Source organism: Agromyces protaetiae, assembly GCF_030866785.1.
Taxonomy (GTDB): domain Bacteria; phylum Actinomycetota; class Actinomycetes; order Actinomycetales; family Microbacteriaceae; genus Agromyces; species Agromyces silvae.
On the sequence record NZ_CP133018.1, the window covers coordinates 1,691,947 to 1,713,052 of the forward strand.

The following is a 21,106-nucleotide window of genomic DNA, read 5'->3' on the forward strand; positions in this document are numbered from 1 at the left end:
TGGCATGCATCGCCGGTCGCGCCGCTCAGTCGCTCTGCAGCAGGATCCCATCGGCGATGGCCCGCTTGCGCAGCGCGACCTTGGTGCCCACGTCGTACCCCGCCACGCGATACTTCTCACGAATGCGCTTGAGGTAGCTCTTCGCGGTCTCCTCGGAGATGCCGAGCTGGAACGCCACGGCCTTGACCGGCTGCCCGGCGCCGTACAGTGCCATGACCCGGCGCTCCTGCGCCGAGAGCTTCGGCGACAGGCCGTCCTCGAGCAGGGTCGCCTGCAGCTCGGGCGTGAGATACGACTCGCCGAGCTTGGCGGCACGGATCGCCTCGACGATCGTCTCCACCGGCTCCGACTTCGGCAGGTAGCCGAGCGCGCCGGCGCTCAGCGCCTCGCGAACCACCGCGGGCTCCGAGTAGGTGCTGATCAGCATGGTCTGCACGCCCGCCGACTTCAGCATCGAGAGCTTGAGCGAGACCGGGATGTTGTCCTTCAGGTCCAGGTCGAGCAGCACGACGTCCACGGGGAACGCCGGGTGTGCGAGCAGCTCAGACCACGACGGGACCGCGGCCACGACCTCGATGTCGGGCGCGGCACCGCGCAGCCACTCGCTGAGTGCGCCGAGCAGCATGCGATGGTCGTCGACGATCGCCAGACGGATGGGGGTGATGGAATCGGGCATTCAGGTTTCCCTCGTTCGCGCGCCACGCTCCCGCGTGGAGGTCATGGGCCGCGGCGGCTGGTCGGTTCGACAGAGGATATCGACGCGGAGGTGCTCCGCGTTGCTGGTCGTGCGGTGGGTCCCGACACTCTCGACCGCATCCCACATCGCCGCGTCGAGATGACGCAGCGCGAGCCCCGAGATGGCGATGGCGATGGCGAGGTCCGCATACGGGTCGTCGCTCCCGGTGACGGTGTCGGCGAAGCCCGCTCCGGACCCGACGAGGCCGTCGACCTGGCCGACCAGCACGGTCGCGCGCGCCGAGTCCCGTCGCGACCGTTCGCCCACGATGAGCCAGAGCGCGAAGAGCAGACCCTCGCGCTGTGACGGCGCGAGCTTGCCGGCGAGCCCGTTCGGATCGGTGACCTCGACGCGACCCGACAGGTACGCCGATTCGGCGACCGCGTGCCGCAGCCAGGTGTCGGTCCGGCCCTCGATGAGCCGGACACGCAGCCGCGCGGCGAGCTGCCCGGCGAGCTCGGCCTTCTCGGGCGGCAGCGGGATCGCGACGCGCCCGGCCCCCACGTCCTCGAGCAGCGACTCGGCGTCGAAGTCGAGCTGTGCCAATTCCTCCGACGCGCGCATGCCGACGGCCGAGCGGGGCGTGGCCACGGTGGACTGCACGAGCGACAGGTCGACCTCGCGGCGAGCGAGCCGGCGGAAACCGCGCACGGTGATGACGGTGAGCGCCACGGGCAGCAGCGCAACGCCCGCGACTGCGAGGCCGAGCACGACGTTCCGGCCCGCGGTGGGCAGCTGCAGAAGCGCCTCGGCCGCGAGCACGGCCGCGAGCACCGAGGACGCGGCGAGCGGTGCGATGGTGCCGCGGAGCGCCGCGACCGGCATCAGGACCATGGCGGCTGCGGCCGCCGCCGTCGGCGTCACGCCCACGTGCAGCAGGCCGGCCGTGGCCGCCACATCGAGCGCGACCGGAACCGCGAGTGCGACGACGAGTGCCGCGAAGAGCCAGTCGGGCACGCGCTGCGAGAGCGCGGCCACCGCGGACACGCCGGCAACGAGGACCGCCGCGAGCCCGATCCAGGCCGGCCAAGGTCCGGGACCCGGCGGGAAGTACGGGGCGATCGAGATGGCGTGCACGAGTTGCGCCGCGATGAGGATTCCCGCGGCGACGGCGGCCCCGAGCGCGAGCCGGGTGCCGCCGTGGCTGCCGTACGCGTCGACCGCTGCGCGCGCCGAGCGCGCCGGACGCCGGAAGCTCTGCTCCCGGCCGGCCGTCACCGTGGCCTCGTCGAACCCACCCGTCATGGCTTCGGCACCTCGAGCATGACGGTGGTGCCGGCTCCTGGCGAGGAGAACACCCGCGCGCGGCCGCCGACCGCGCTGAGCCGGCCGACGACCGACTCGGCGAAGCCCAGACGGCCGGCGTCGATGAGTGCCGGCTCGAATCCGGTGCCCGCGTCCGACACCATCGCTCGGACCATGTGTTCGTCGTCGGTGACGGTGACGTCGGCCTCGTTCACCCCGGAGTGCCTGCGCACGTTCTCGAGACACTCGCCCAGCGCGCCGAGCAGGGCGTCGAGTGTGTCGCGGGGCAGGACGAGCTGACCGGCCCCGTGCCAGTTGACATCGAGCCCCATGCGGGCGAACCGCTGACGCACCGACTCGAACGTGGTTCCGAGCGCATCGTCGTCGCGGTCGGGGGAGAACATCGAGCTGGTGCCGCTGTCGAGCGGGGCGCCGAGCCGCAGCAGACGCAGGAGACGCGCGTCGTCGCCGGCCTGCTGACGGAGCGCGGCCGGCCCGACGCCGACGCCGGAGTGGGCGAGCAGGCTGAGCGTGGCGAGGACGGTGTCGTGCAGCACGCGCGCGTCCTGGCGCTGCTGCGACTCGAGCTCGCTCGCAAGCCGTTCGGCCTCGTGCGCCCGGCCGACCTCGGCGATGCGCTCAGCGGTGCGCGCGATGGCACGGTCGATCCAGACCCCCAGGGCGCCACTGGCCAACCAGCCGGCGATCGCGGTCAGGATGGGGGCCGCGACGGGTTCGCCCAGCAGCGCGAGCACCCACAGGGTCACGAGGACCGACGCGGCGAAGGTGATGGCGAGCGCGATGCCGTGCCGCTGCACGATGACCGGGATCGCGGCCGAGGGCGCGGCGACTCCGGCGATCGACGCGATGGCGGCGAGCGCCACCGGGTCGGCGCCGGCATCGGTGCCGATGATCGCGATCGCCGCGACCGAGGCGGCGACTGTGGCGCCGGACAGCAGCCGCGAACCGCGCTGCGTGGCGAGGAACACGAAGGTGCCGACGGCCGCGACGGCGGCGGCCGCCGCGAGCAGCAGCACCCCCGAGAGCGTTCCGGGCACGAGCAGGCAGGCGAGCGCGACCACGGCGCCGGTGAGCCCGGCGACCCTGGAGACGCGCCGGAGCAGGCGGTCGCGTTCCTTGTGGATGCGCTTCATACACCCCCCAGCATGGCGCTCGATCGTGACACCGGCGAGTGCCGTCTCTGGACTGAGCGTACAACCTCGCCGTCGGCAAGCGGAGAAGTACGTCCGCCCGTCACGCGGCGAGGAGAGCGGCGAGAGCGCGGCCGACGGCGGCGTCCTCGATGAGGAACGCATCGTGGCCGAAGTCCGACGTGATCACCACGGGGGAGTCGCCGTGCACGCTCCGCGGCAGCTGCGCCGCGATCTCGCGCTGACCTGCGAGCGGGAAGTACCGGTCACTGTCGATGCCGAGCACGAGGCTCTTCGCCTGGACCCGGGCCAGCGCACTCGCGACGCCGCCCCGGCCGCGACCGACGTCGTGCGAGTTCATCGCCTCGGTGAGAACCAGGTAGCTGTTCGCGTCGAAGCGCCGGGTGAAGCGGTTGCCGTGGAAGTCGAGATACGACTCGACGGCGAACCGCCCGCCGCCGCCCAGCGGATCGATGCTCGACTGCCAGCTCCTCGCGAAGCGCTCATCGAGCTCGCCGGCCGTGCGGTAGTTCAGCATCGCGAGCCGCCGGGCGAGCGCGAGGCCGCGGTTCGGGCCGTCGCCGTCGGCCGCGTCGTAGAACTCGCCGCCCCGGAACGCGGGGTCGACCCTGATCGCCTCGAGCTGCATGGCGTTGTGCGCGATCTGGTCGGCCGTGGTCGCGGCGGGGGCGGCGAGCACGGCGACGCGCTCGACCTGGTCGGGCGCCATGATGGCCCACTCGAGCACATGCATCGCGCCCATCGAGCCGCCCACCACCGCCGCGAAGCGATCGATGCCCAGCTCGGCCGCGAAGCGCTGCTGCGCCAGGACCTGGTCGCGGATCGTGAGGAACGGGAACCTCGGTCCCCACTCGACACCGTCGGGGGCCACAGAAGCCGGTCCGGTCGTGCCCTGGCAACCGCCGAGCACGTTGGGTGCGACCACGAACCAGCGGTCGGTGTCGATCGCGAGCCCGGGGCCCACGATGCCCGGCCACCAGCCGGCGGTCGGATGCCCGGGACCGGAGGGACCGCTGACGTGCGCGTCGCCGGTGAGCGCGTGCAACACCAGCACGGCATTGTCGCGTGCCGGCGACAACTCGCCCCAGGTCTCGTACGCCATCCGGACGTCGGGCAGCACCCCACCCGATTCGAGGGCGACGTCGCCGATGCGCACGAACCGGCGGTGGCCGACCGGGTCGCCCTCACGCCACGCGCCCGTCGCCGGGGCGCGCCCCGGCGCGACGGGTGTCGGCAGCACGGGCACGGGCCGGGCGGGCTCCGCTTCCGCCATCCGCTGCCAGTCCATGTGTTCGATTCTCCCCGACGCTGGAGGATCGGCCCGCTTTGTTACAGCACAGACGGGGTGTCACAGCGCAGGCCGGTTGTCACAGCGCAGACCGGTTGTCACAGCACAGACGAGCGGATGCCTCGGAGCGACGTGGCTCCGAGGCATCCGCTCATGGCGTGGCGACCGTCAGACGCGCGACGCCTCGACCGCGGCGCGCGCCGCCGCGAGTCCCGCGGCCAGGTCCGCCTTGAGGTCGTCGACGTGCTCGATGCCGACCGACAGCCGCACGAGGCCGGGCGTGACACCCGTCGTGAGCTGCTGCTCGGGCGTGAGCTGCGAGTGCGTCGTCGACGCCGGGTGGATGACCAGCGAACGCACGTCGCCGATGTTCGCGAGGTGGCTGAACAGCGTGAGGTTGTCCACCAGTGCACGGCCGGCGTCGACGCCGCCCTTGAGCTCGAACGACAGCACCGCGCCGACGCCCTTGGGCGCGTAGGTGTTCGCCGCGGCATACCAGGGGCTGGACGGCAGGCCCGAATAATTGACGCTCGCGATGTCGGGGTGGTTGTCGAGCCACTCGGCGATCTCCTGTGCGTTCTGCACGTGCCGTTCGATGCGCAGCGACAGCGTCTCGATGCCCTGCAGCAGCTGCCAGGCGTTGTTCGGGGAGATCGCGGAGCCGAGGTCGCGCAGCAGCTGCACGCGCGCCTTGATGATGTAGGCGAGGCCGTCGCCGACCGCGGCGGTGTAGCTCGCGCCGTGGTACGACGGGTCGGGCTCGGTGAGGCCGGGGAACTTCTCGACGTGCTTCGACCACTCGAACGTGCCACCGTCGACGATGACGCCGCCCACGACCGTGCCGTGACCGCCGAGGAACTTCGTCGCCGAGTGCAGCACGATGTCCGCGCCGTGCTGGAACGGCTTGATGAGGTACGGCGTCGCGATGGTGTTGTCGACGATGAGCGGGATGCCGTTGTCGTGCGCGATGTCCGCGACGAGGCGGATGTCGAGCACGTTGATCTTCGGATTGCCGATCGTCTCGGCGAAGAAGAGCTTGGTGTTCGGCCGCACGGCGCGGCGCCACTCGTCGGCGTCGTCCTGGTTCTCGACGAACGTGGTCTCGATGCCGAGCCGCGCGAGCGTGTACTTGAAGAGGTTGTAGGTGCCGCCGTAGATCGACGAGCTCGACACGATGTGGTCGCCGGCCTGCGCGAGGTTCAGGACCGCGAAGGTCTCGGCCGCCTGGCCCGAGGCCACGAGCAGGGCGCCGGTGCCCCCCTCGAGCGCGGCGAGGCGCTCTTCGACGACCGCCTGCGTCGGGTTCTGGATGCGGGTGTAGATGTTGCCGAACTCGGCCAGTGCGAAGAGGTTCTTCGCGTGGTCGGCATTGTCGAAGACGTAGGAGGTCGTCTGGTAGATCGGGGTCGCGCGGGCCTTGGTCACCGGGTCGGGTGCTGCGCCCGAGTGCACCTGCTTCGTCTCGAAGCGCCACTCGTCGGTGTGCTCGGTCATGGGTGTCTCCTTCATGGGGTCGTGCGGCATGGGTCCTGCGGGCCTGCCGCATCATGCGCACCACGGTATGAGCGGCCGGCCGACAGGGCAATGGCGGCCGACACATGCCGACACACGCCGGTTAGCCGCGGTCGGCACCACCCGGGTCGCGCGGCGGCCGCTCGGACCCGCGGTCGGCGGGCGGGATCGCGTCGGGCGGCAGCACGATCGTGCCCGTCGGGGTGGCGGGATCGGGCCGGAACAGCCACCGGGCGCGTGGCTCGACGAGCGGCCGGAACAGCCGGCGCACGGGCTTCAGCGAGAGCACGACCGAGACGCCGATGCAGAAGAGGATCATCGCGGGCAGCACCCAGAACGGCTGCGCCCCGCCGAGCACGCCGGACTCCCGCAAGGGGAACAGCACGAAGCTGTGCAGCAGATAGATGTACATCGTGGCCGCGCCGAAGGGCGTGAACCAGTGCCGGCCGCGCGGCATCAGGATGAGGAACGCGACCGCGAGCAGCATCGCGAGCACGAGCAGCACGAGCCTGATGGCGCCCGACCACGGCTCGTCGTAGCCGATCGCCACGTACGACTCGTCGTAGAGCATGAAGCGGCGCAGTCGCAGGTCGCGCCACGTCTCGATCGCGAGCGGCATGAGCACGAGCAGCGCGGCGAAGACGGCGATGGCGCCGGCCCGCCAGCGCCAGACGACGACGGGCGGCAGGGCGAGCCAGCGATCGGTGAGTCGCATCTGCCGCAGCTTCCATCCGAAGACGAAGAACGGGAACATGCCGAACGTGCGGGTCAGCGCGAACGTCGAATCGATCGCCTCGGTGTAGCCCGCCGCGATCGAGATGATCACGGCGATGGTCAGCGGGTACCGCAGCAGCACGAGGTAGGGCAGCGCGATGCGCCACGCCGCGAGCGCGATGAGGAACCAGAGCGTCCAGGACGCGGTCGAGTAGTCGAGGTTGAACTCGCCGCCGAGGGCGAACCTGATGACCGTCCAGATCGTCTCGAAGATGACGTACGGGAAGACGATGTCGGTCAGCACCTGCCTGAGCGACCGCGGCGTCGGCGGGCCCGACTTGGCGAAGTACCCCGACACGGTCACGAAGACCGCAACGTGGAACGAGTAGATGAAGAGGTACACGCTGTAGGCGGCATCGTCCTCGGCGATGAGCGGCAGGATGCCGTGCCCGATGACGACGAGCGTGATCGCGATCCAGCGCGCGTTGTCCCACAGTGGGACGCGCTTGCGCGAACGGGGCGCCGGGGGAGCCGTGTGCATCGGCCCATTCTCCCGTACGAGCCGGATCCGCCGCGGTGGTTGCGCTCGGCGGCGGCGGTGGTTCGGCAGAATGGTGCCCATGGTTCGGTTGCGTGCAGTGGTGACGGGTGCGAGTTCGGGGATCGGTGCGGCGACGGTCCGCGCGCTCCGCGAGGCGGGCTGGGACGTCGTGGGCGTGGCCCGCCGCGAGGATCGGCTTCGCGCGCTCGCCGAGGAGACCGGGGCATCCGTCTTCGTCGCGGATGTCTCGGACGAGGCCGACGTCGCCGCACTCGCCGACCATCTCGCGGAGACCGGACCGCTGCACGCGCTCGTGAACAACGCCGGCGGCGCGAAGGGGCTCGCCTCGGTCGAGGAGTCGGTCGCGGCCGACTGGGAGTGGATGTTCCGCGTCAACGTGCTCGGCACCAAGCTCGTCACCAGCGCGCTGCTGCCGCTCCTGCGCTCGGGTGCCGCGGAGCGCGGCGTCGCCGATCTCGTCAACCTGACGTCCATCGCGGGCCACATCGCGTACGTCGGCGGCGGTGGCTACAACGCCGCCAAGTTCGCCCAGCACGCGATGACCGAGGTGCTGCGGCTCGAGCTGTCCGGCGAGCCGATCCGCGTGATCGAGGTCGCGCCGGGCATGGTGCAGACCGAGGAGTTCTCGCTCGTCCGGTTCGACGGCGACCGGGAGAAGGCCGACCAGGTCTATGCGGACGTGCCTGAGCCGCTGGTCGCCGACGACGTCGCCGCCGTCATCGTCGACGCGGTCACGAAACCGCGGCACGTCGATCTGGACCTCATCGTCGTCAAGCCGGTCGCGCAGTCCGCACCGCACCTGGTCGCGAAGGGCCCGCTCGAGCTGCGCGGGAAGCGCCGGCCGTGAGCGACCGCCCGGTACCGCCGGCGCCCCGCCGCGACGCGTGGGAGCGTGTCACAGCGATGCCGCTCGCCGTACTGGGCCTCGCCTTCATCGTCGCCTACTCGGTCTACGTGCTGGCCATCGACGTCGATTCGTTCTGGCACCGGCCGCTGCTCATCGTCCTCGGGCTGAGCTGGGTCGTGTTCCTCGTCGACGTCATCGTGCGGATCGTGCTCACGCCGCGCGGCGGGCGCTGGCGTTTCATCGTGACCCACCCGATCGACGTGCTCTCGGGGCTGATCCCGCTGTTCCGCGCGCTCCGCGTCCTCGAGTTGTTCAACCAGATCCCGTACTTGCGCAGGCGCACCAGCGGCGCGGTGCGCGCCCAGTTCATCGTCTTCGCGGTCTCGTACGCGCTGGCCTTCATCTATTTCGTCTCGCTCGCCACGCTGCAGGTCGAACGCGATGCTCCGGGGGCGAACATCCTGACCTTCGGCGATGCGATCTGGTGGGCGTTCGTGACCATCGCGACCGTCGGCTACGGCGACGAGTACCCGGTCACCGCGGCAGGCCGGTTCTACGCCGTGCTGCTCATGATCGGCGGGGTCGCGATCGTCGGCACGGCGTCGGCGACGATCATCTCGGTGCTGAACGAGCGGATCGCGAAGCTGCGGCACCACGGCGGCCATGAGCCGGAGGCCTCCGCACCCGGCGATGAGCGCGAGCGGCCGCACGGGCTCGATCCGAGCCTGTTCGTCGAACGCCATCCACAGAAGCCGGCCGAGCCGCCCGGTGACGAGCGCGACGGCTAACCTTGCCTGCATGACTCTCGACGCCACGGCCTCGGCCAGACAGACAGCGGCAGCGGCACGCGAGGCGATCGCAGCATGAGCGTGCACCTGGCGGGCGGCGCCGAGCACGAGGGCGCGAGTCCCGAGTTCACAGGCTTCGTGGCCGAGGCCGCCGCACGCGCACGGTCGGTCGGCCGCGCCCGGCCTCGCGTCGCGATCGTGGCGATCGGCGACGATGCCGCCGGGCATGCGCACCGGCTCGCCGGCCAGCTCAGCCGCGAACTCGATGCGGATGGCTCGGCGGACGAGCCGGCACTCGACGCCCATGTGACCGCGGTCGGCGAATCCGGCGAGGTGCCCGCGACGGCCTTCGTCGACATCGACGGCATCGTGATCGGTGGCGGTCGGACCCCCGCCTATCGCGAGTTGCTCGAACCGCGGTTCGGCGAGCTTCGCCGCCAGGTCGCGGCGGGCGTGCCGTACCTCGGCTGTTCGGCCGGGGCGGCGATCGCGGCCGAGCGTGCGATCGTCGGCGGCTGGCGCATCGGCGGCGTCGCCGTCACCCCCGAGGCCACGTCAGAGGGGCTCGACGAGGTGACGGTCGCGCCGGGCATCGGGCTCGTCGACGTGGCGATCGACGCACACGCCGCGCAATGGGGCACCGTGTCCCGGCTCGTCGCAGCCGTCGAGGCCGGGCTGGTCGAGGGCGGGCTCGCGATCGACGAGCGGACCGCGCTCGTGGTCGGCGAAGGCGGGCTCGGCGTCGCGGGCGACGGCAGTGTGTGGCGGGTCCTGCCCGGCGAGACCGGTGTCGTGGTCTCGACGATGGGCGCGTGACCGCCATGGCGAAGCGACTCGACGAGCTCGCCGCCGAGGGGCTGATCGATCCGTCCTGGGCCGAGGCGCTCGAGCCCGTTGCGGCCGACATCGCCCGCATGGGCGACTTCCTGCGCGCCGAGGCGGCCGCCGGTCAGGGGTACCTGCCCGCCGGCGACCGGGTGCTTCGCGCGTTCTCCGCTCCACTCGATGAGGTGCGCGTGCTCATCGTCGGCCAAGATCCGTACCCCACACCGGGGCACCCGATCGGGTTGTCGTTCGCCGTCGAGGCGCATGTGCGGCCCCTGCCCAGGAGTCTGCAGAACATCTACCGCGAGCTGCGCGACGATCTCGGTGTCGAGCCGCCCGCGCACGGCGACCTCGGTGCCTGGAGCCGCAACGGCGTGATGCTGCTGAATCGCGTGCTCACCGTGCGCCCCGGCGCCCCGGCCTCGCACCGCGGCAAGGGGTGGGAGCGCGTGACCGACCACGCGATCCGCGTGCTCGTCGAGCGTGACGCACCGCTCGTGGCGATCCTGTGGGGGCGCGACGCGCAGTCGTTGCGCCCGATGCTCGGCGCGACCCCGGCGATCGAGTCGGTGCACCCGAGCCCGTTGTCGGCGTCGCGCGGCTTCTTCGGCTCCAAGCCGTTCAGCCGGGCGAACGTGCTGCTCGAACAGCAGGGTGGGGCCCCCGTCGACTGGCGCCTGGCACCGGCGGGCGGCGCCTGAGCCCGGTCCGACATCCGGCCGACACACGTGCGGGGTATCGTGACGGCATGCTCGAGGAGGAATACCAGCCGCGCCGGGTGCTGCCCCAGCACCTGAGGAAGCAGGCGGAGCCCGAACCCGCCTTCGACTTCACCATCCGCGAGGCCCGGGCCGCCGACCTCCCGGCCGTCCGCGAGATCTACAACCACTACGTGGCGAACTCAACCGTCACGTTCGACGAGGACGCGATGACGCTCCGCGAGTGGAAGCAGAAGTTCGCCTATCTCGAGAAGCAGGGCATGCCCTTCCTCGTCGCCGAGGCGCCGAGCGGCCAGCTGCTGGGCTACGCCCTGGTCAGCCCGTGGAAGCAGAAGCGCGCGTACCGGTTCACGGTCGAGAGCTCGATCTATCTCGGGCCGGCGGCCTCGGGCAAGGGGCTCGGCCGCGCGCTCCTCGGCGAGCTGATCGAGCGCTCGAAGGCGGCGGGGCTCAAAGAGATGATCGCGGTGATCGCCGACCAGGGCGCCGAGGCGTCGCTCGCGCTGCACGAGAAGTTCGGCTTCACCGAGATCGGCCGGATGGGCCGGGTCGGGTTCAAGTTCGACCGGTGGCTCGGCACGGTGCTCCTGCAACGCTCGCTGAAGAAGTGACGAGCTCGCCCGATCGGGGAGCGGCCGCCTGAACCGTGGCGCGGGGTGTGCCAGGCTCGGAGGTGTGACCGACGTCGACGACCTCCACGAGTACACCGCCCTCGAGTTGCATCAGCGCCTGCAGCGCGGCGAGGTCTCGCCGGTACAGGCCGCTGAGCACTTCCTCGCGCGGATCGACCGGATCGGTCCCGAGGTCGGCGCGTTCGCGCATGTCGACGCCGAACGCGCGATCGAGCGGGCCAGATTCGTCGAACGTCGCGTGCCGAAGGCGGCGCCGCTCTGGGGAATGCCGCTCGCCGACAAGGACCTGGACCGGCGGGCGGGCATGCCCGCCCGGTTCGGCTCCCGCGCCTTCGACGGGTTCGTGCCCGACGAGTCCGACGACCTGGTGCATGCCGTGGATGCGGCGGGCGCGGTGAGCCTCGGCAAGACCGCGACCCCCGAGTTCGGGCTGCCCTCGTACACCGAGGGCCTCGGCGTTCCGGCGGCCCGGGATCCTTGGGACCTGTCGAGAGGAGCCGGGGGATCGAGCGGCGGAGCCGCGGCCGCGGTCGCCGCCGGCCTGCTGCCGTTCGCGCCCGGGTCAGACGGTGGGGGTTCGGTGCGCATCCCGGCCGCCTCGTGCGGACTCGTCGGCGTGAAGCCGTCGCGAGGTCGCGTGCCCGCCGGTTCGGGTCTCGCCGGCCTCGCCGGGCTGGGGGTGGCCGGGCCGATCGCGCACACGGTCGCGGATGCCGCACTGCTGCTCGACGGCATGATCGCACCGAGCGGCTACCCGCCGGAGCATCCGTTCGCGGTCCGGGCGCCGGGCGACGATGGCCCCTATCTCGGCGCCGCCATCCGCGGCGAGGGACGATTCCAGCTGGGCGTGCTCAGCGACACCCCCTGGGACGAGTTCACGGAGATCTCCCTCGAGCCCGAAGCTCAACTGGCGCTCGACCGGGCCATCGAGCTGTTCGACCGTGCGGGGTACGGTCTCGACGCCGTGGCGCCCTCGCCCGAGCCCGGCTATCCGGGGGCGTTCCGTACGATCTGGCAGGCGGGCGCCGCGTCGATCCCGGTCGAGGGGGAGCGCGAGTCGCTCCTCGAACCGCTCACACGCTGGCTGGTCGAACGCGGCCGGTCTCTGCCCGCGCGCGCCCTCGTCGAGGCCCTCGCGTGGCTGTCCGACTACGAGCGGCGGACCATCCGCCGCTTCGCGACGTTCGACGCCGTGCTCACGCCCGCGCTCGCCATGACGCCGCGCCCGGTCGGCTGGTACGACCCGGAGGACGGCGAGCGCAACTTCGCGCAGCAGGTGGCGTTCACGCCCTATACGTCGTTCGTCAACGTCGTGGGGCTGCCGGCGATCACCGTGCCGACGGTGTTCACGGACGCCGGCCAGCCGATGGGCGTGCAGCTCATCGGCCGGCCCGGGGGTGAGGCGACGCTGTTCGCGATCGCGGCCCGCCTCGAGCGCGCCGCTCGACTCACCGCCGCGCGCCGTCGCCCGCCCGTCTGGTGAGGCTCGTCGCGACGGATCCTGCCTGATCGCGTCCGAGTTCGACGGATGCGGTCGGCTATGCGATGCTTAGGTAATGCTTACCTCACTCGTCGAAGCGGCGCCGCGCCCGCGGCCGGCCTACCGGAGCTTCCGGACGAGCGTGTCGCGCGTGGTCCGGATGTCACCGCACTTCACGCGGGTGACCTTCTCGGGCGATGAGCTCGCCGAGTTCGGCACCGCGGGGCTCGACCAGCGCGTGAAGGTCGTGCTGCCGATCGCCGGCCGCGGCTTCGTCGACTTCCCCGAGGGCGAGGAGTGGTACCAGGCCTGGCGTGAGCTGCCCGCCGAGCGGCGCAACGTCTTCCGCACGTACACGGTGCGCGCCGTCCGGCCCGCCGACCGCGAGGTCGACATCGACTTCGCGTTGCACGGCGACCTCGGCCCGGCCTCGGCGTGGGCGATGCAGGCGGCGCCCGGCGACGAGATTATCCTGATCGGCCCCGACGAGCTGAGCCCGGGTCGCGCACTCGGCATCGACTTCCGCCCCGGCACGGTCGACACCGTGTTGCTCGCCGGGGACGAGACCGCGGCGCCCGCGATCTGCGCCATCCTCGAACAGCTTCCGGCTGACGCCTCGGGCGTCGCCATGATCGAGGTGCCCACGGCCGAGGACGTGCTGTCCGTCCGCTCACCCGCCGGCGTCGAGGTGCGCTGGCTGGCCCGCGGCGGCGGGGTGCACGGTGAGCGCCTCGTGCCCGCGGTGCGCGACTGGGTCGTCCGCACGTGCTGCGCCCAGGGCTGCATCCCCGGCGCGCCGACCTCGTCGGCGGCCGTGCGCGACCTCGTCGCCGCCGAGAACGCCGACCTCGAGGATGCCCCGCTCTGGGACGTGCCCGAGGGGTCGAGCCTCGACGGCGACTGCTATGCCTGGCTCGCGGGCGAGGCATCCGTCATCAAGACCCTGCGACGCTTCCTCGTACGCGAGGCCGGCATGGACCGCCGTCAGGTGGCCTTCATGGGGTACTGGCGCCGGGGTCGCGCCGAACTCGACTGACCCGACCGTCATGTCCAGCACGAAGCCGGTGGGTCGCGCCGCCGTCTCGGCGACCGCCGCGCTGACGCCCGCGGACGCGCGCCGGCGGCCACCCGCCTGGCGCAAGCTCCTCGTCCTCGCCGTCTGCGCCCTCGCGCTCCTCGCCGCGGTCGCCGCGAGCCTCGCGCTCGGCGTCCGAGGTATGGACCCAGGGGCCGTATGGCAGGCGCTCGTCGCCCCCGACCTCACCGATCCCGACCAGGCGGTCGTGCTCCAACTGCGTGTGCCGAGGACGGTGATCGGCCTCGCCGCGGGCATCGCACTCGCGCTCGCCGGGACGCTCATCCAGGGCGTCACCCGCAACCCGATCGCCGACCCCGGGCTGCTCGGCGTCAACTCGGGCGCGTCGCTGGCGGTCGTGCTGTGCATCTCGATCCTCGGCGTGACGTCGCCGCTCGGCTACATCTGGTTCGCGTTCGCCGGCGCGGCCGCCGCCGCCCTGCTGGTGTTCGCGATCGGCGGCGCGCAGCCGGTGCGGCTGGCCCTCGTCGGAGCCGCATTGACCGCGCTGCTCACACCCCTCATCGCGCTCGTGCTGATCCGCGACACCGAGGCGTTCAACCAGTACCGGTTCTGGGCGGTCGGTTCGCTCACGGGTCGTGACCTCGACACCGTCGGCATGCTGTGGCCGTTCCTGCTCGTCGGCGCGATCCTCGCCGCGGCTCTCGCACACCGCCTCAACCTGCTCGCGCTCGGCGACGACGTCGCGAGTGCGCTCGGCCAGCGCGTCGGCGCGACGCGTGCGGTCGCCGGCGTCGCGATCGTGCTGCTGTGCGGCACGGCCACGGCGCTCGCCGGGCCCATCGCGCTCGTCGGACTCGTGGTGCCGCACGCGGCACGAAGGCTCGTCGGCAGCGACTACCGGTGGATCACCGCAGCCGCCTTCCTCCTCGGCCCCGTCATGCTGCTCGCGGCCGACGTGATCGGGAGGCTCATCGTGCCGAACTCCGAGCTCGAGGCCGGCGTGGTCGCGGCGTTCCTCGGCGCGCCCGTGCTCATCGCGATCGCCCGCAGCCGACGGGTGGCCGGGCTCTGATGACCGTCACGACGCACCACGCTCCGCAGCCGGCCGCCCCCGCCGCGCGTGCGGCCCTGGCGTCGATCGCCGCGGGCCGCGCACAGCGCCGGCGCCGGTACCTGCTCGTCGTCTCGGTCGCGCTCGTGCTGGCGATCGGGCTCGCGCTGACGGCGCTCTCGCTCGGCGCGGCCTCGGTCACCCCCGACCGGGTCCTCGGCGTGCTGTTCGGCGGCGGCGAGCGGGTCGACCGGTTCGTCGTGCTCAACCTGCGGCTGCCGCGCATCCTCGCCGCGCTGCTCGTCGGCGCCGCGTTCGCGCTCGCGGGCGCCGTGTTCCAGTCGACGCTGCGGAATCCGCTCGCGAGCCCCGACATCCTCGGCATCGCGCAGGGCGCGAGCCTCGGCGCGGTCTGGGCGATCCTCGGACTCGCGCTCGGGGGCGCCGCGGTCGCCGGGCTCGCGTTCGGTGGCGCACTGCTCGTCGCGATCGTGATCTGGCTCGCGGCATGGCGGCAGGGCCTGCACGGCATCAGGTTCGTGCTCGTCGGCGTCGGCATGAGCTACGTGTGCGGTTCGACGGTCGCCTGGCTCCTCGCGAGCTCCGACGTCCGCCAGGCGCAGACGGCCCTGCACTGGACCGTCGGCAGCGTCGCGGACGTGCGCGGGCCCGAGCTCGCGGTGCTCGCCGTCGGCGTCGCCGCAGGCGCAGGCGCCGTCGCGATCGCGTCGCGCGTGCTGCGGCCGCTCGCACTCGGCGACGACCACGCGGCCGCGCTCGGCGTGCGCGTGAACGCCGGGCGGGTGGTGCTCCTCCTCCTCGCGGTGGCGCTCGTCGCGACGGCGACCTCGGTGGCCGGACCGATCGCGTTCGTGGCGCTCATCGCCCCGGCGGTCGCGCGGAGTCTCGTCGGCGGGGGCGGCGCAGCACTCGTGGCGTCGACCTTCGTGGGCGCCCTGCTGGTGCTCGCCGCCGACGTCATCGGCCAGTTCGCGTTCCCCGGCTTCAGCGCGCCGGTGGGTATCGTCACCGGCGTGATCGGCGCTCCGTACCTGCTGTGGCTGCTCGCCCGCACCGAGAGGACCTCCCGCGCATGACCGCCGCCTCCGCGACCCCCGCCCCGGATGCCGCTCCCGGCGCATCGCCCGGACTGCGTGCCGAGGCGGTGAGCCTCGGCTACGACGGCCGCCGGGTGATCGACGGCCTCGATCTCGTGCTTCCGCAGGGCCGGATCACGGCCATCGTCGGGCCCAACGCCTGCGGAAAGTCGACGCTGCTCCGGGGCCTCGCACGGCTGCATCCGCTCGAGGCCGGACGAGTCACGCTCGAGGGCGAGGACCTCACGCGGATGCCGCGGCGGGACGTCGCGCGCCGGGTCGGCGTGCTGCCCCAATCCTCGATCGCGCCCGACGGCGTGCGGGTCGCCGACCTGGTCGGCCGCGGCCGCTATCCGCACCAGGGCTGGTTCGGCCGGCACTCGAGCGACGACGACGAGGTGGTCGCCGAGGCGCTGGCGGCGACGGGTGTCGCCGACCTCGCGGACCGGCCGATCGACGAGCTCTCGGGCGGCCAGCGCCAGCGTGTGTGGATCGCCATGGTGCTCGCGCAGAAGACCGATCTGGTGCTGCTCGACGAGCCCACGACGTTCCTCGACGTCACGCACCAGCTCGAGCTGCTCGACCTGCTGACCTCGCTCAACCGCGAGCGCGGGACCACGGTCGTCATGGTGCTGCACGAGCTCAACCTCGCGGCGCGGTACGCGGACCACCTGGTGGTGATGTCGGCCGGCCGCGTCGTGGCCGAGGGTGCGCCCGGCCAGGTGCTCACGAGCGAGATCGTGCAGCGGGCGTTCGGGCTCTCGGCCCGGGTCATCCCCGACCCCGTCTCGGGCAGTCCGATGATCGTGCCGATCGGCCGGTTCCATTCGGGCGAGCGGGGCTGAGCCGCCAACTGTCTCGGCATCGAGACGGATGGCCGCCGCCGTGATGCATCCGTATGCGTTTTAGGTTAGCCTTGCCTTCGTTCCCGCCCTCTCTTCAAGGAGTTCCCGTGCGTCTACGACGTTCCCTGCTCGCCGTGGCCGGCCTTGCCGTCACCACAATCGCCCTCAGCGCGTGCGCCTCCGGCAGCACCGACGAGTCGGGCGCCGAGCCCGCGACCGAGGCGAGCGGCAGCTTCCCCGTGACCATCGAGCACGCCTTCGGCGAGACCGTCATCGAATCCGACCCGCAGCGCGTGGCGACCTGGGGCTGGGGTTCCACCGAGGCGGCCGTGGCCGTGGGCGTCTACCCGGTGGCCATCGCCGAGCAGGTCTGGACCGTCGGCGAGGGCAACTACCTGCCCTGGGTCGAAGAGGCCTACGAGGCGGAGGGCGTCGAACTGCCCGCGCTGCTCAGCGACCCCGAGGGCGGCGCATCGGTGCCCTACGAGGAGTTCATCGAGGCCGAGCCCGACCTGATCCTCGCCCCGTACTCGGGGATGACCGAAGAGCAGTACGAGACGCTCTCCGAGATCGCGCCGGTCGTCGCATACCCCGAGGCCGCATGGACCACGCCGTGGGATGAGACGATCCGCATCACCGCCGAGGCACTCGGCCGTGACTCCGAGGGCGAAGCGGTGCTCGCCACGATCGACGAGCAGCTCGCCGCCGCGGCCGAGGCACACCCCGAGTTCGCGGGCAAGACCTTCGCCGGCATCTGGGACGCCGACGGGTCCATGTCGATCTACACGGGCGCCGACCCGCGCATCGCGATCCTCACCGAGCTCGGCCTCGAGGTCGCGCCGAGCGTCGCGGAGCTCGACACCTCCGACGGCGGCTTCTACTACGACCTGAGCTATGAGAAGCTCGACCAGCTCACGGCCGACTTCATCCTGAGCTACGCGAGCACCAAGGCCGACGCCGACGCGGTGCTCACGAAGCCCGCGCTGCAGGCGGTGCCCGCCATCGCGGCCGGCAAGGTCGCCTCGGTCTACGACCCCGTGACGGTGTCGTCGGTGTCGCCCCCGACCGCGCTCAGCTTCGACTGGGAGGGCGGCATGCCCGCGCTCATCGACACCATCGCCGCGGTCGTGCAGTAACCAGCGCCCGAGCCCCGTCTCGACGGCCCGGATGTCTCGCCCGAGGCATCCGGGCCGTCGGCGTCCGCGCTTCGTGCTGACCGCGCTGCTCGCGCTGTCCGCGCTTCGCGCTGTCGGCGCTCCGCGCTGTCCGCGCGCTCCGCGCCGTCCGCGCTCCGCGCCACTTCTGCAGGTGCGCGCCAGCACTGCTGGCGCGGCGGCGCAAAGGTGGCGCGGCGGTGGGGTGGTTGCGGGATCGTGTGCGGTGGCGCAGAGGCGTCGCCGCCTGCACGCCGGCTGCTTCGCCGTGGCCCGATGCTCGCGCTCCGCGCCACTTCTGCAGGTGTGCGCCAGCACTGCTGGCGCGGGCGGCGCAAAGGTGGCGCGGCGGTGCTGGGGTGGTGCGGCGGCGCAGGAGTGGTACGGCGGTGCTGCGTCGTTGCGCCGCCGTGGCCCGGGGCCCGCGGTCAGCGCGCGGCGCGGCGCCGCCGCGGCAGGTAGCCGCCGGCCTCGAGCCCGGCCTCGATCTCGAACCGGTTGCGCAGCGGATCGCGGCCGGCGATGAGGTACAGCAGCGGGAAGAGCATGCCGTATCTGCGCCACTGCCGCCGATGGATCGCCTCGTGGCCGAGCACCCGGTCGTGCACGTTCCGGTCGGTCAGGTAACAGCCGCCGACGCAGGCGCCGCCGCGGCCGAACGCCCACTTCGGCATGCCGCGGAAGACGATCAGCCCGCGGCGCCGCTCGACCGGGCCGGTGCTCAGCAGGAAGCCCCAGGTCGCGCCGACGGCCGTGGCGAACCAGTACCCGGCGAGGCTGACGGGGGAGTCGGTCAGGCGGATCCGGATGATTCGTGACGGCGGCTCAGTCGGGAAGCCCCTGCCGCCCGGGCGTTCCGCTCCTGGGTCGACGCCGGTCACGCCGCGGCCTCCGGCCGGCCGAGCGTCTCGAGCAGCCGCAGCCAGATCTCGCTCACCGACGGGAACGCGGGCACCGCGTGCCACAGCCGGCGCACCGGCACCTCGCCGACGACGGCGATCGTCGCGGCCTGCAGCAGCTCGCCCACATCCTGACCGACGAACGTCGCGCCGACGACGAGGTCGCGATCGGTGTCGATCACGAGCTTCGCGCGGCCCGCCTGCCCCTCGGAGTGGATGCCGGTGCCGCTCACCGCGTCGAGGCCGACCTCGACCGTGCGCACCGCCAGTCCGGCCTCACGCGCCGCGGCCTCGGTGCGGCCGATGCTCGCGACCTCGGGCTCGGCGTAGATGATGGCCGGCACCGCCGCATGGTCGGCGGTCGCGACGTGCACTCCCCACGGTGCGTCGTCGACGGCACCGCCGAGCGCGCGGGCCGCGATGACGTCGCCCGCGGCACGCGCCTGATACTTGCCCTGATGCGTGAGCAGCGCGCGGTGGGTGACGTCGCCGACCGCGTACAGCCAGTCGCCTTCGCCGTCGGCGCCCGGTACGAGCAGCGTGTCGTCGACCTCGATCCAGGAGCCCGGCTCGAGTCCGACGGTCTCGAGGCCGAGATCGCCCGTTCGCGGCGTCCGGCCGGTCGCGACGAGCACCTCGTCGGCGACGATGGTCTCGCCGCCGGGCAGCGTGATCACGACCTCGCCGTCGGCGTTCCGTTCGACGCGGTCGGGCGAGGTGTGCAGGCGCACCGTGGCGCCGAGCTCGCGGAGTCCGTCGGCGACGGCCTCGCCCGCGAACGGCTCCTGCGCGGAGAGCAGCCCGCTCCGGGCGAGCACCGTGACCTCGGAGCCGAACCCGGCGTACGCGGTCGCCATCTCGACCGCGACCGTGCCGCCGCCGATGACCGCCAGTCGCGCGGGCGCCTCCTGCGCCGAGGTGGCCTCACGGCTGGTCCAGGGCCGGGCCTCGGCGAGCCCGTCGATGGCCGGCATCGCCGCGTCGGATCCGGTGGCGACGGCGACCGCGTGCCGGGCGACGAGCGTGACGCTCGAACCGTCGGGGTGTTCGATCACGACGCGACGTGGCCCGTCGAGTCGGCCGTGGCCGCGCTCGAGGTCGATGCCGACGCTCGCCAGCCAGGTCGCACCGCCCTCGTCGGACCAGTCGGACACGAATGCGTTGCGCCGACGGAACACGGCGCCGACGTCGAGCCCGCCGGTCACGGCCTCGGCGGCGCCCGGCACGCGCTGCGCGGCGCGCAGCGCCGCCGCACTCCTGAGCAACGTCTTGGAAGGGACGCACGCCCAGTACGAGCACTCGCCGCCCACGAGCTCGCGTTCGACGATCACCACCTCGAGCCCGGCAGCACGTGCCCGGTCGGCGACGTTCTCACCGACGGGTCCGGCGCCGATCACCACGACATCGACTTCGAGCTGCATACTCGTCCCTTCCTCGTGCCCCTCGTGGGGACACAGTCCGTTCGTCAGCCTATGCAGCGCGCGCGCTCCAGGGAACGGCTTGCATCGGCGTGCGCGATGCAGCACGCACGCGAGCGCCTGCGGGCGTGTGACCGCACTCGGGCCGCGCCGCCTGCCCACGCCGCGGCGCCGCCAGCTCAGGCCGAGCCCCGCTGCTCAGGCCGAGGGCGACGACGCGAGCGCCCCCACCAGCCGGAGGATGGTCGGCAGGTCGTCGTTCGCGGCCTCGGGCGTGCCCGGGGCGAACCCGGCGATCGCGGCGCCCGCGAGTGGGAACCGGGCGGTGACCTCGCGCACGAGCGCGACGAGGGTCGTCGCATCGACCCCGAACGGCATCGGGTACGAGAGCCCCGCAAGCGCCGAAGGATCGAGCACGTCGAGATCGACATGCACGAACACCCGGCTCGCGCCGGTGGCCTCGAGGGCTGCGATCACCAGCGTCGGGTCGGAGAGGTCCTCGACCGTCAGCGTCTGGACGCCGTGCTCGTCGATGAAACGCCGCTCCTCGTCGTCGAACGCCCGCGCACCGCCGATGACGAGCCGCCCCGGTGCGACGCGCAGGTCGTCGACGAGCGTGAGCCCCTCGGCGCCGTCGCCGGCGATCGCACGCAGGGTCATGCCGCCGAAGCCGCCCGACGGCGACGATTCGGGCGTATTGAGATCCGGGTGCGCATCGAGCCAGAGCACGGCGAGGTCACCGCCCGTGCGGCGGGAGGCGTCGGCGACCGCGGCGACGCTCGCCCCGCAGTCGCCGCCGATCGTGATCGGCAGGCCCGAGACGGACGCGAGGGCCTGTTCCGTCCGCTCACGGACGCGGAGAATGGCGCTGTACCGCTGCACCCCGGTGCCGAGCGCGTCACCGGCCTCGACGGGGACGTCGACGACGATCGTGGCGGCCGATGGAAGGTCGCCCTGGATGGCGGCCGCCCCGTCGGCGTGGCTCATCGCGCGGGCCGAGACCGAACCTTGCCAGACGGGCACGACGACGAACGTGGCCGGCATGCGCGATCTCCTTCCGTGGGTTGGAGCGACCGGCTTCGG

At 72.5% G+C, this 21,106-nt stretch carries 20 protein-coding genes; 11 read left to right on the plus strand and 9 right to left on the minus strand.

Going from position 1 to position 21,106, the window contains the following annotated elements:
• Positions 1–25 precede the first annotated feature (25 nt).
• The 6 genes from QU602_RS07790 to QU602_RS07815 all read right to left on the minus strand — a co-directional run bounded on the left by QU602_RS07790 (position 26) and on the right by QU602_RS07815 (position 7,208).
• Positions 26–676, minus strand: a complete 651-nt coding sequence (locus QU602_RS07790; protein WP_308799693.1) for a response regulator transcription factor — start codon at positions 674–676, stop codon at positions 26–28.
• Positions 677–1,981, minus strand: a complete 1,305-nt coding sequence (locus QU602_RS07795; RefSeq protein ID WP_308799695.1) for a hypothetical protein — start codon at positions 1,979–1,981, stop codon at positions 677–679. It lies immediately after the preceding gene.
• Positions 1,978–3,135, minus strand: coding sequence for a sensor histidine kinase (locus QU602_RS07800; RefSeq protein WP_308799696.1), 1,158 nt, complete (start codon positions 3,133–3,135; stop codon positions 1,978–1,980). Before QU602_RS07800 ends, QU602_RS07795 begins: the two co-directional genes overlap by 4 nt.
• A 100-nt stretch (positions 3,136–3,235) precedes the next feature.
• Complete coding sequence (gene metX, locus QU602_RS07805; RefSeq protein ID WP_373692903.1) at positions 3,236–4,441, minus strand: homoserine O-acetyltransferase MetX; 1,206 nt, start codon at positions 4,439–4,441, stop codon at positions 3,236–3,238.
• A 168-nt stretch (positions 4,442–4,609) separates the two neighbouring features.
• On the minus strand, positions 4,610–5,935 hold the full coding sequence (locus tag QU602_RS07810) for a bifunctional o-acetylhomoserine/o-acetylserine sulfhydrylase (protein ID WP_308799697.1): 1,326 nt from the start codon (positions 5,933–5,935) through the stop codon (positions 4,610–4,612).
• Between the two features lie 121 nt (positions 5,936–6,056).
• Positions 6,057–7,208: an acyltransferase family protein gene (locus tag QU602_RS07815; protein ID WP_308799698.1), complete on the minus strand. Its 1,152-nt coding sequence runs from the start codon at positions 7,206–7,208 to the stop codon at positions 6,057–6,059.
• A 79-nt stretch (positions 7,209–7,287) separates the two neighbouring features.
• Here QU602_RS07815 and QU602_RS07820 point away from each other — a divergent pair, with 79 nt between their 5' ends.
• The 11 genes from QU602_RS07820 to QU602_RS07870 all read left to right on the plus strand — a co-directional run bounded on the left by QU602_RS07820 (position 7,288) and on the right by QU602_RS07870 (position 17,688).
• The gene (locus tag QU602_RS07820; RefSeq protein ID WP_308799699.1) at positions 7,288–8,076 is read left to right on the plus strand and encodes an SDR family oxidoreductase; all 789 of its coding nucleotides are present in this window, start codon (positions 7,288–7,290) and stop codon (positions 8,074–8,076) included.
• A 56-nt stretch (positions 8,077–8,132) separates the two neighbouring features.
• On the plus strand, positions 8,133–8,864 hold the full coding sequence (locus tag QU602_RS07825) for a potassium channel family protein (RefSeq protein WP_308799700.1): 732 nt from the start codon (positions 8,133–8,135) through the stop codon (positions 8,862–8,864).
• A gap of 75 nt (positions 8,865–8,939) precedes the next feature.
• Positions 8,940–9,680, plus strand: coding sequence for a Type 1 glutamine amidotransferase-like domain-containing protein (locus QU602_RS07830; protein WP_308799701.1), 741 nt, complete (start codon positions 8,940–8,942; stop codon positions 9,678–9,680).
• 5 nt (positions 9,681–9,685) lie between these two features.
• The gene (locus QU602_RS07835; protein WP_308800117.1) at positions 9,686–10,390 is read left to right on the plus strand and encodes a uracil-DNA glycosylase; all 705 of its coding nucleotides are present in this window, start codon (positions 9,686–9,688) and stop codon (positions 10,388–10,390) included.
• Positions 10,391–10,437: 47 nt separating this feature from the next.
• Entirely contained in the window at positions 10,438–11,019 is a 582-nt protein-coding gene (locus tag QU602_RS07840) for a GNAT family N-acetyltransferase (RefSeq protein ID WP_308799702.1), read from the plus strand.
• Positions 11,020–11,083: 64 nt separating this feature from the next.
• Positions 11,084–12,523, plus strand: a complete 1,440-nt coding sequence (locus tag QU602_RS07845; protein WP_308799704.1) for an amidase — start codon at positions 11,084–11,086, stop codon at positions 12,521–12,523.
• 73 nt (positions 12,524–12,596) lie between these two features.
• Positions 12,597–13,556: a siderophore-interacting protein gene (locus QU602_RS07850; RefSeq protein WP_308799705.1), complete on the plus strand. Its 960-nt coding sequence runs from the start codon at positions 12,597–12,599 to the stop codon at positions 13,554–13,556.
• A 10-nt stretch (positions 13,557–13,566) separates the two neighbouring features.
• Positions 13,567–14,631 (plus strand): FecCD family ABC transporter permease, encoded by a 1,065-nt coding sequence (locus QU602_RS07855; RefSeq protein ID WP_308799706.1) that lies wholly within the window; start codon positions 13,567–13,569, stop codon positions 14,629–14,631.
• Positions 14,631–15,707 carry a FecCD family ABC transporter permease gene (locus tag QU602_RS07860; protein WP_308799707.1) on the plus strand — a complete coding sequence of 359 codons (1,077 nt, stop codon included), beginning with the start codon at positions 14,631–14,633 and terminating at the stop codon, positions 15,705–15,707. Before QU602_RS07855 ends, QU602_RS07860 begins: the two co-directional genes overlap by 1 nt.
• Positions 15,704–16,552 (plus strand): ABC transporter ATP-binding protein, encoded by an 849-nt coding sequence (locus QU602_RS07865; protein ID WP_308799708.1) that lies wholly within the window; start codon positions 15,704–15,706, stop codon positions 16,550–16,552. Before QU602_RS07860 ends, QU602_RS07865 begins: the two co-directional genes overlap by 4 nt.
• A gap of 107 nt (positions 16,553–16,659) precedes the next feature.
• Positions 16,660–17,688, plus strand: coding sequence for an iron-siderophore ABC transporter substrate-binding protein (locus tag QU602_RS07870; protein ID WP_308799709.1), 1,029 nt, complete (start codon positions 16,660–16,662; stop codon positions 17,686–17,688).
• A 446-nt stretch (positions 17,689–18,134) separates the two neighbouring features.
• Here QU602_RS07870 and QU602_RS07875 read toward each other — a convergent pair whose 3' ends face one another.
• The 3 genes from QU602_RS07875 to QU602_RS07885 form a co-directional block, all read right to left on the minus strand.
• Complete coding sequence (locus QU602_RS07875; RefSeq protein ID WP_308800118.1) at positions 18,135–18,518, minus strand: Fe-S oxidoreductase; 384 nt, start codon at positions 18,516–18,518, stop codon at positions 18,135–18,137.
• Between the two features lie 65 nt (positions 18,519–18,583).
• Positions 18,584–20,026 carry a dihydrolipoyl dehydrogenase family protein gene (locus tag QU602_RS07880; RefSeq protein WP_308799710.1) on the minus strand — a complete coding sequence of 481 codons (1,443 nt, stop codon included), beginning with the start codon at positions 20,024–20,026 and terminating at the stop codon, positions 18,584–18,586.
• Positions 20,027–20,221: 195 nt separating this feature from the next.
• Complete coding sequence (locus QU602_RS07885; protein ID WP_308799711.1) at positions 20,222–21,067, minus strand: arginase family protein; 846 nt, start codon at positions 21,065–21,067, stop codon at positions 20,222–20,224.
• Between the last annotated feature and the right edge of the window lie 39 nt (positions 21,068–21,106).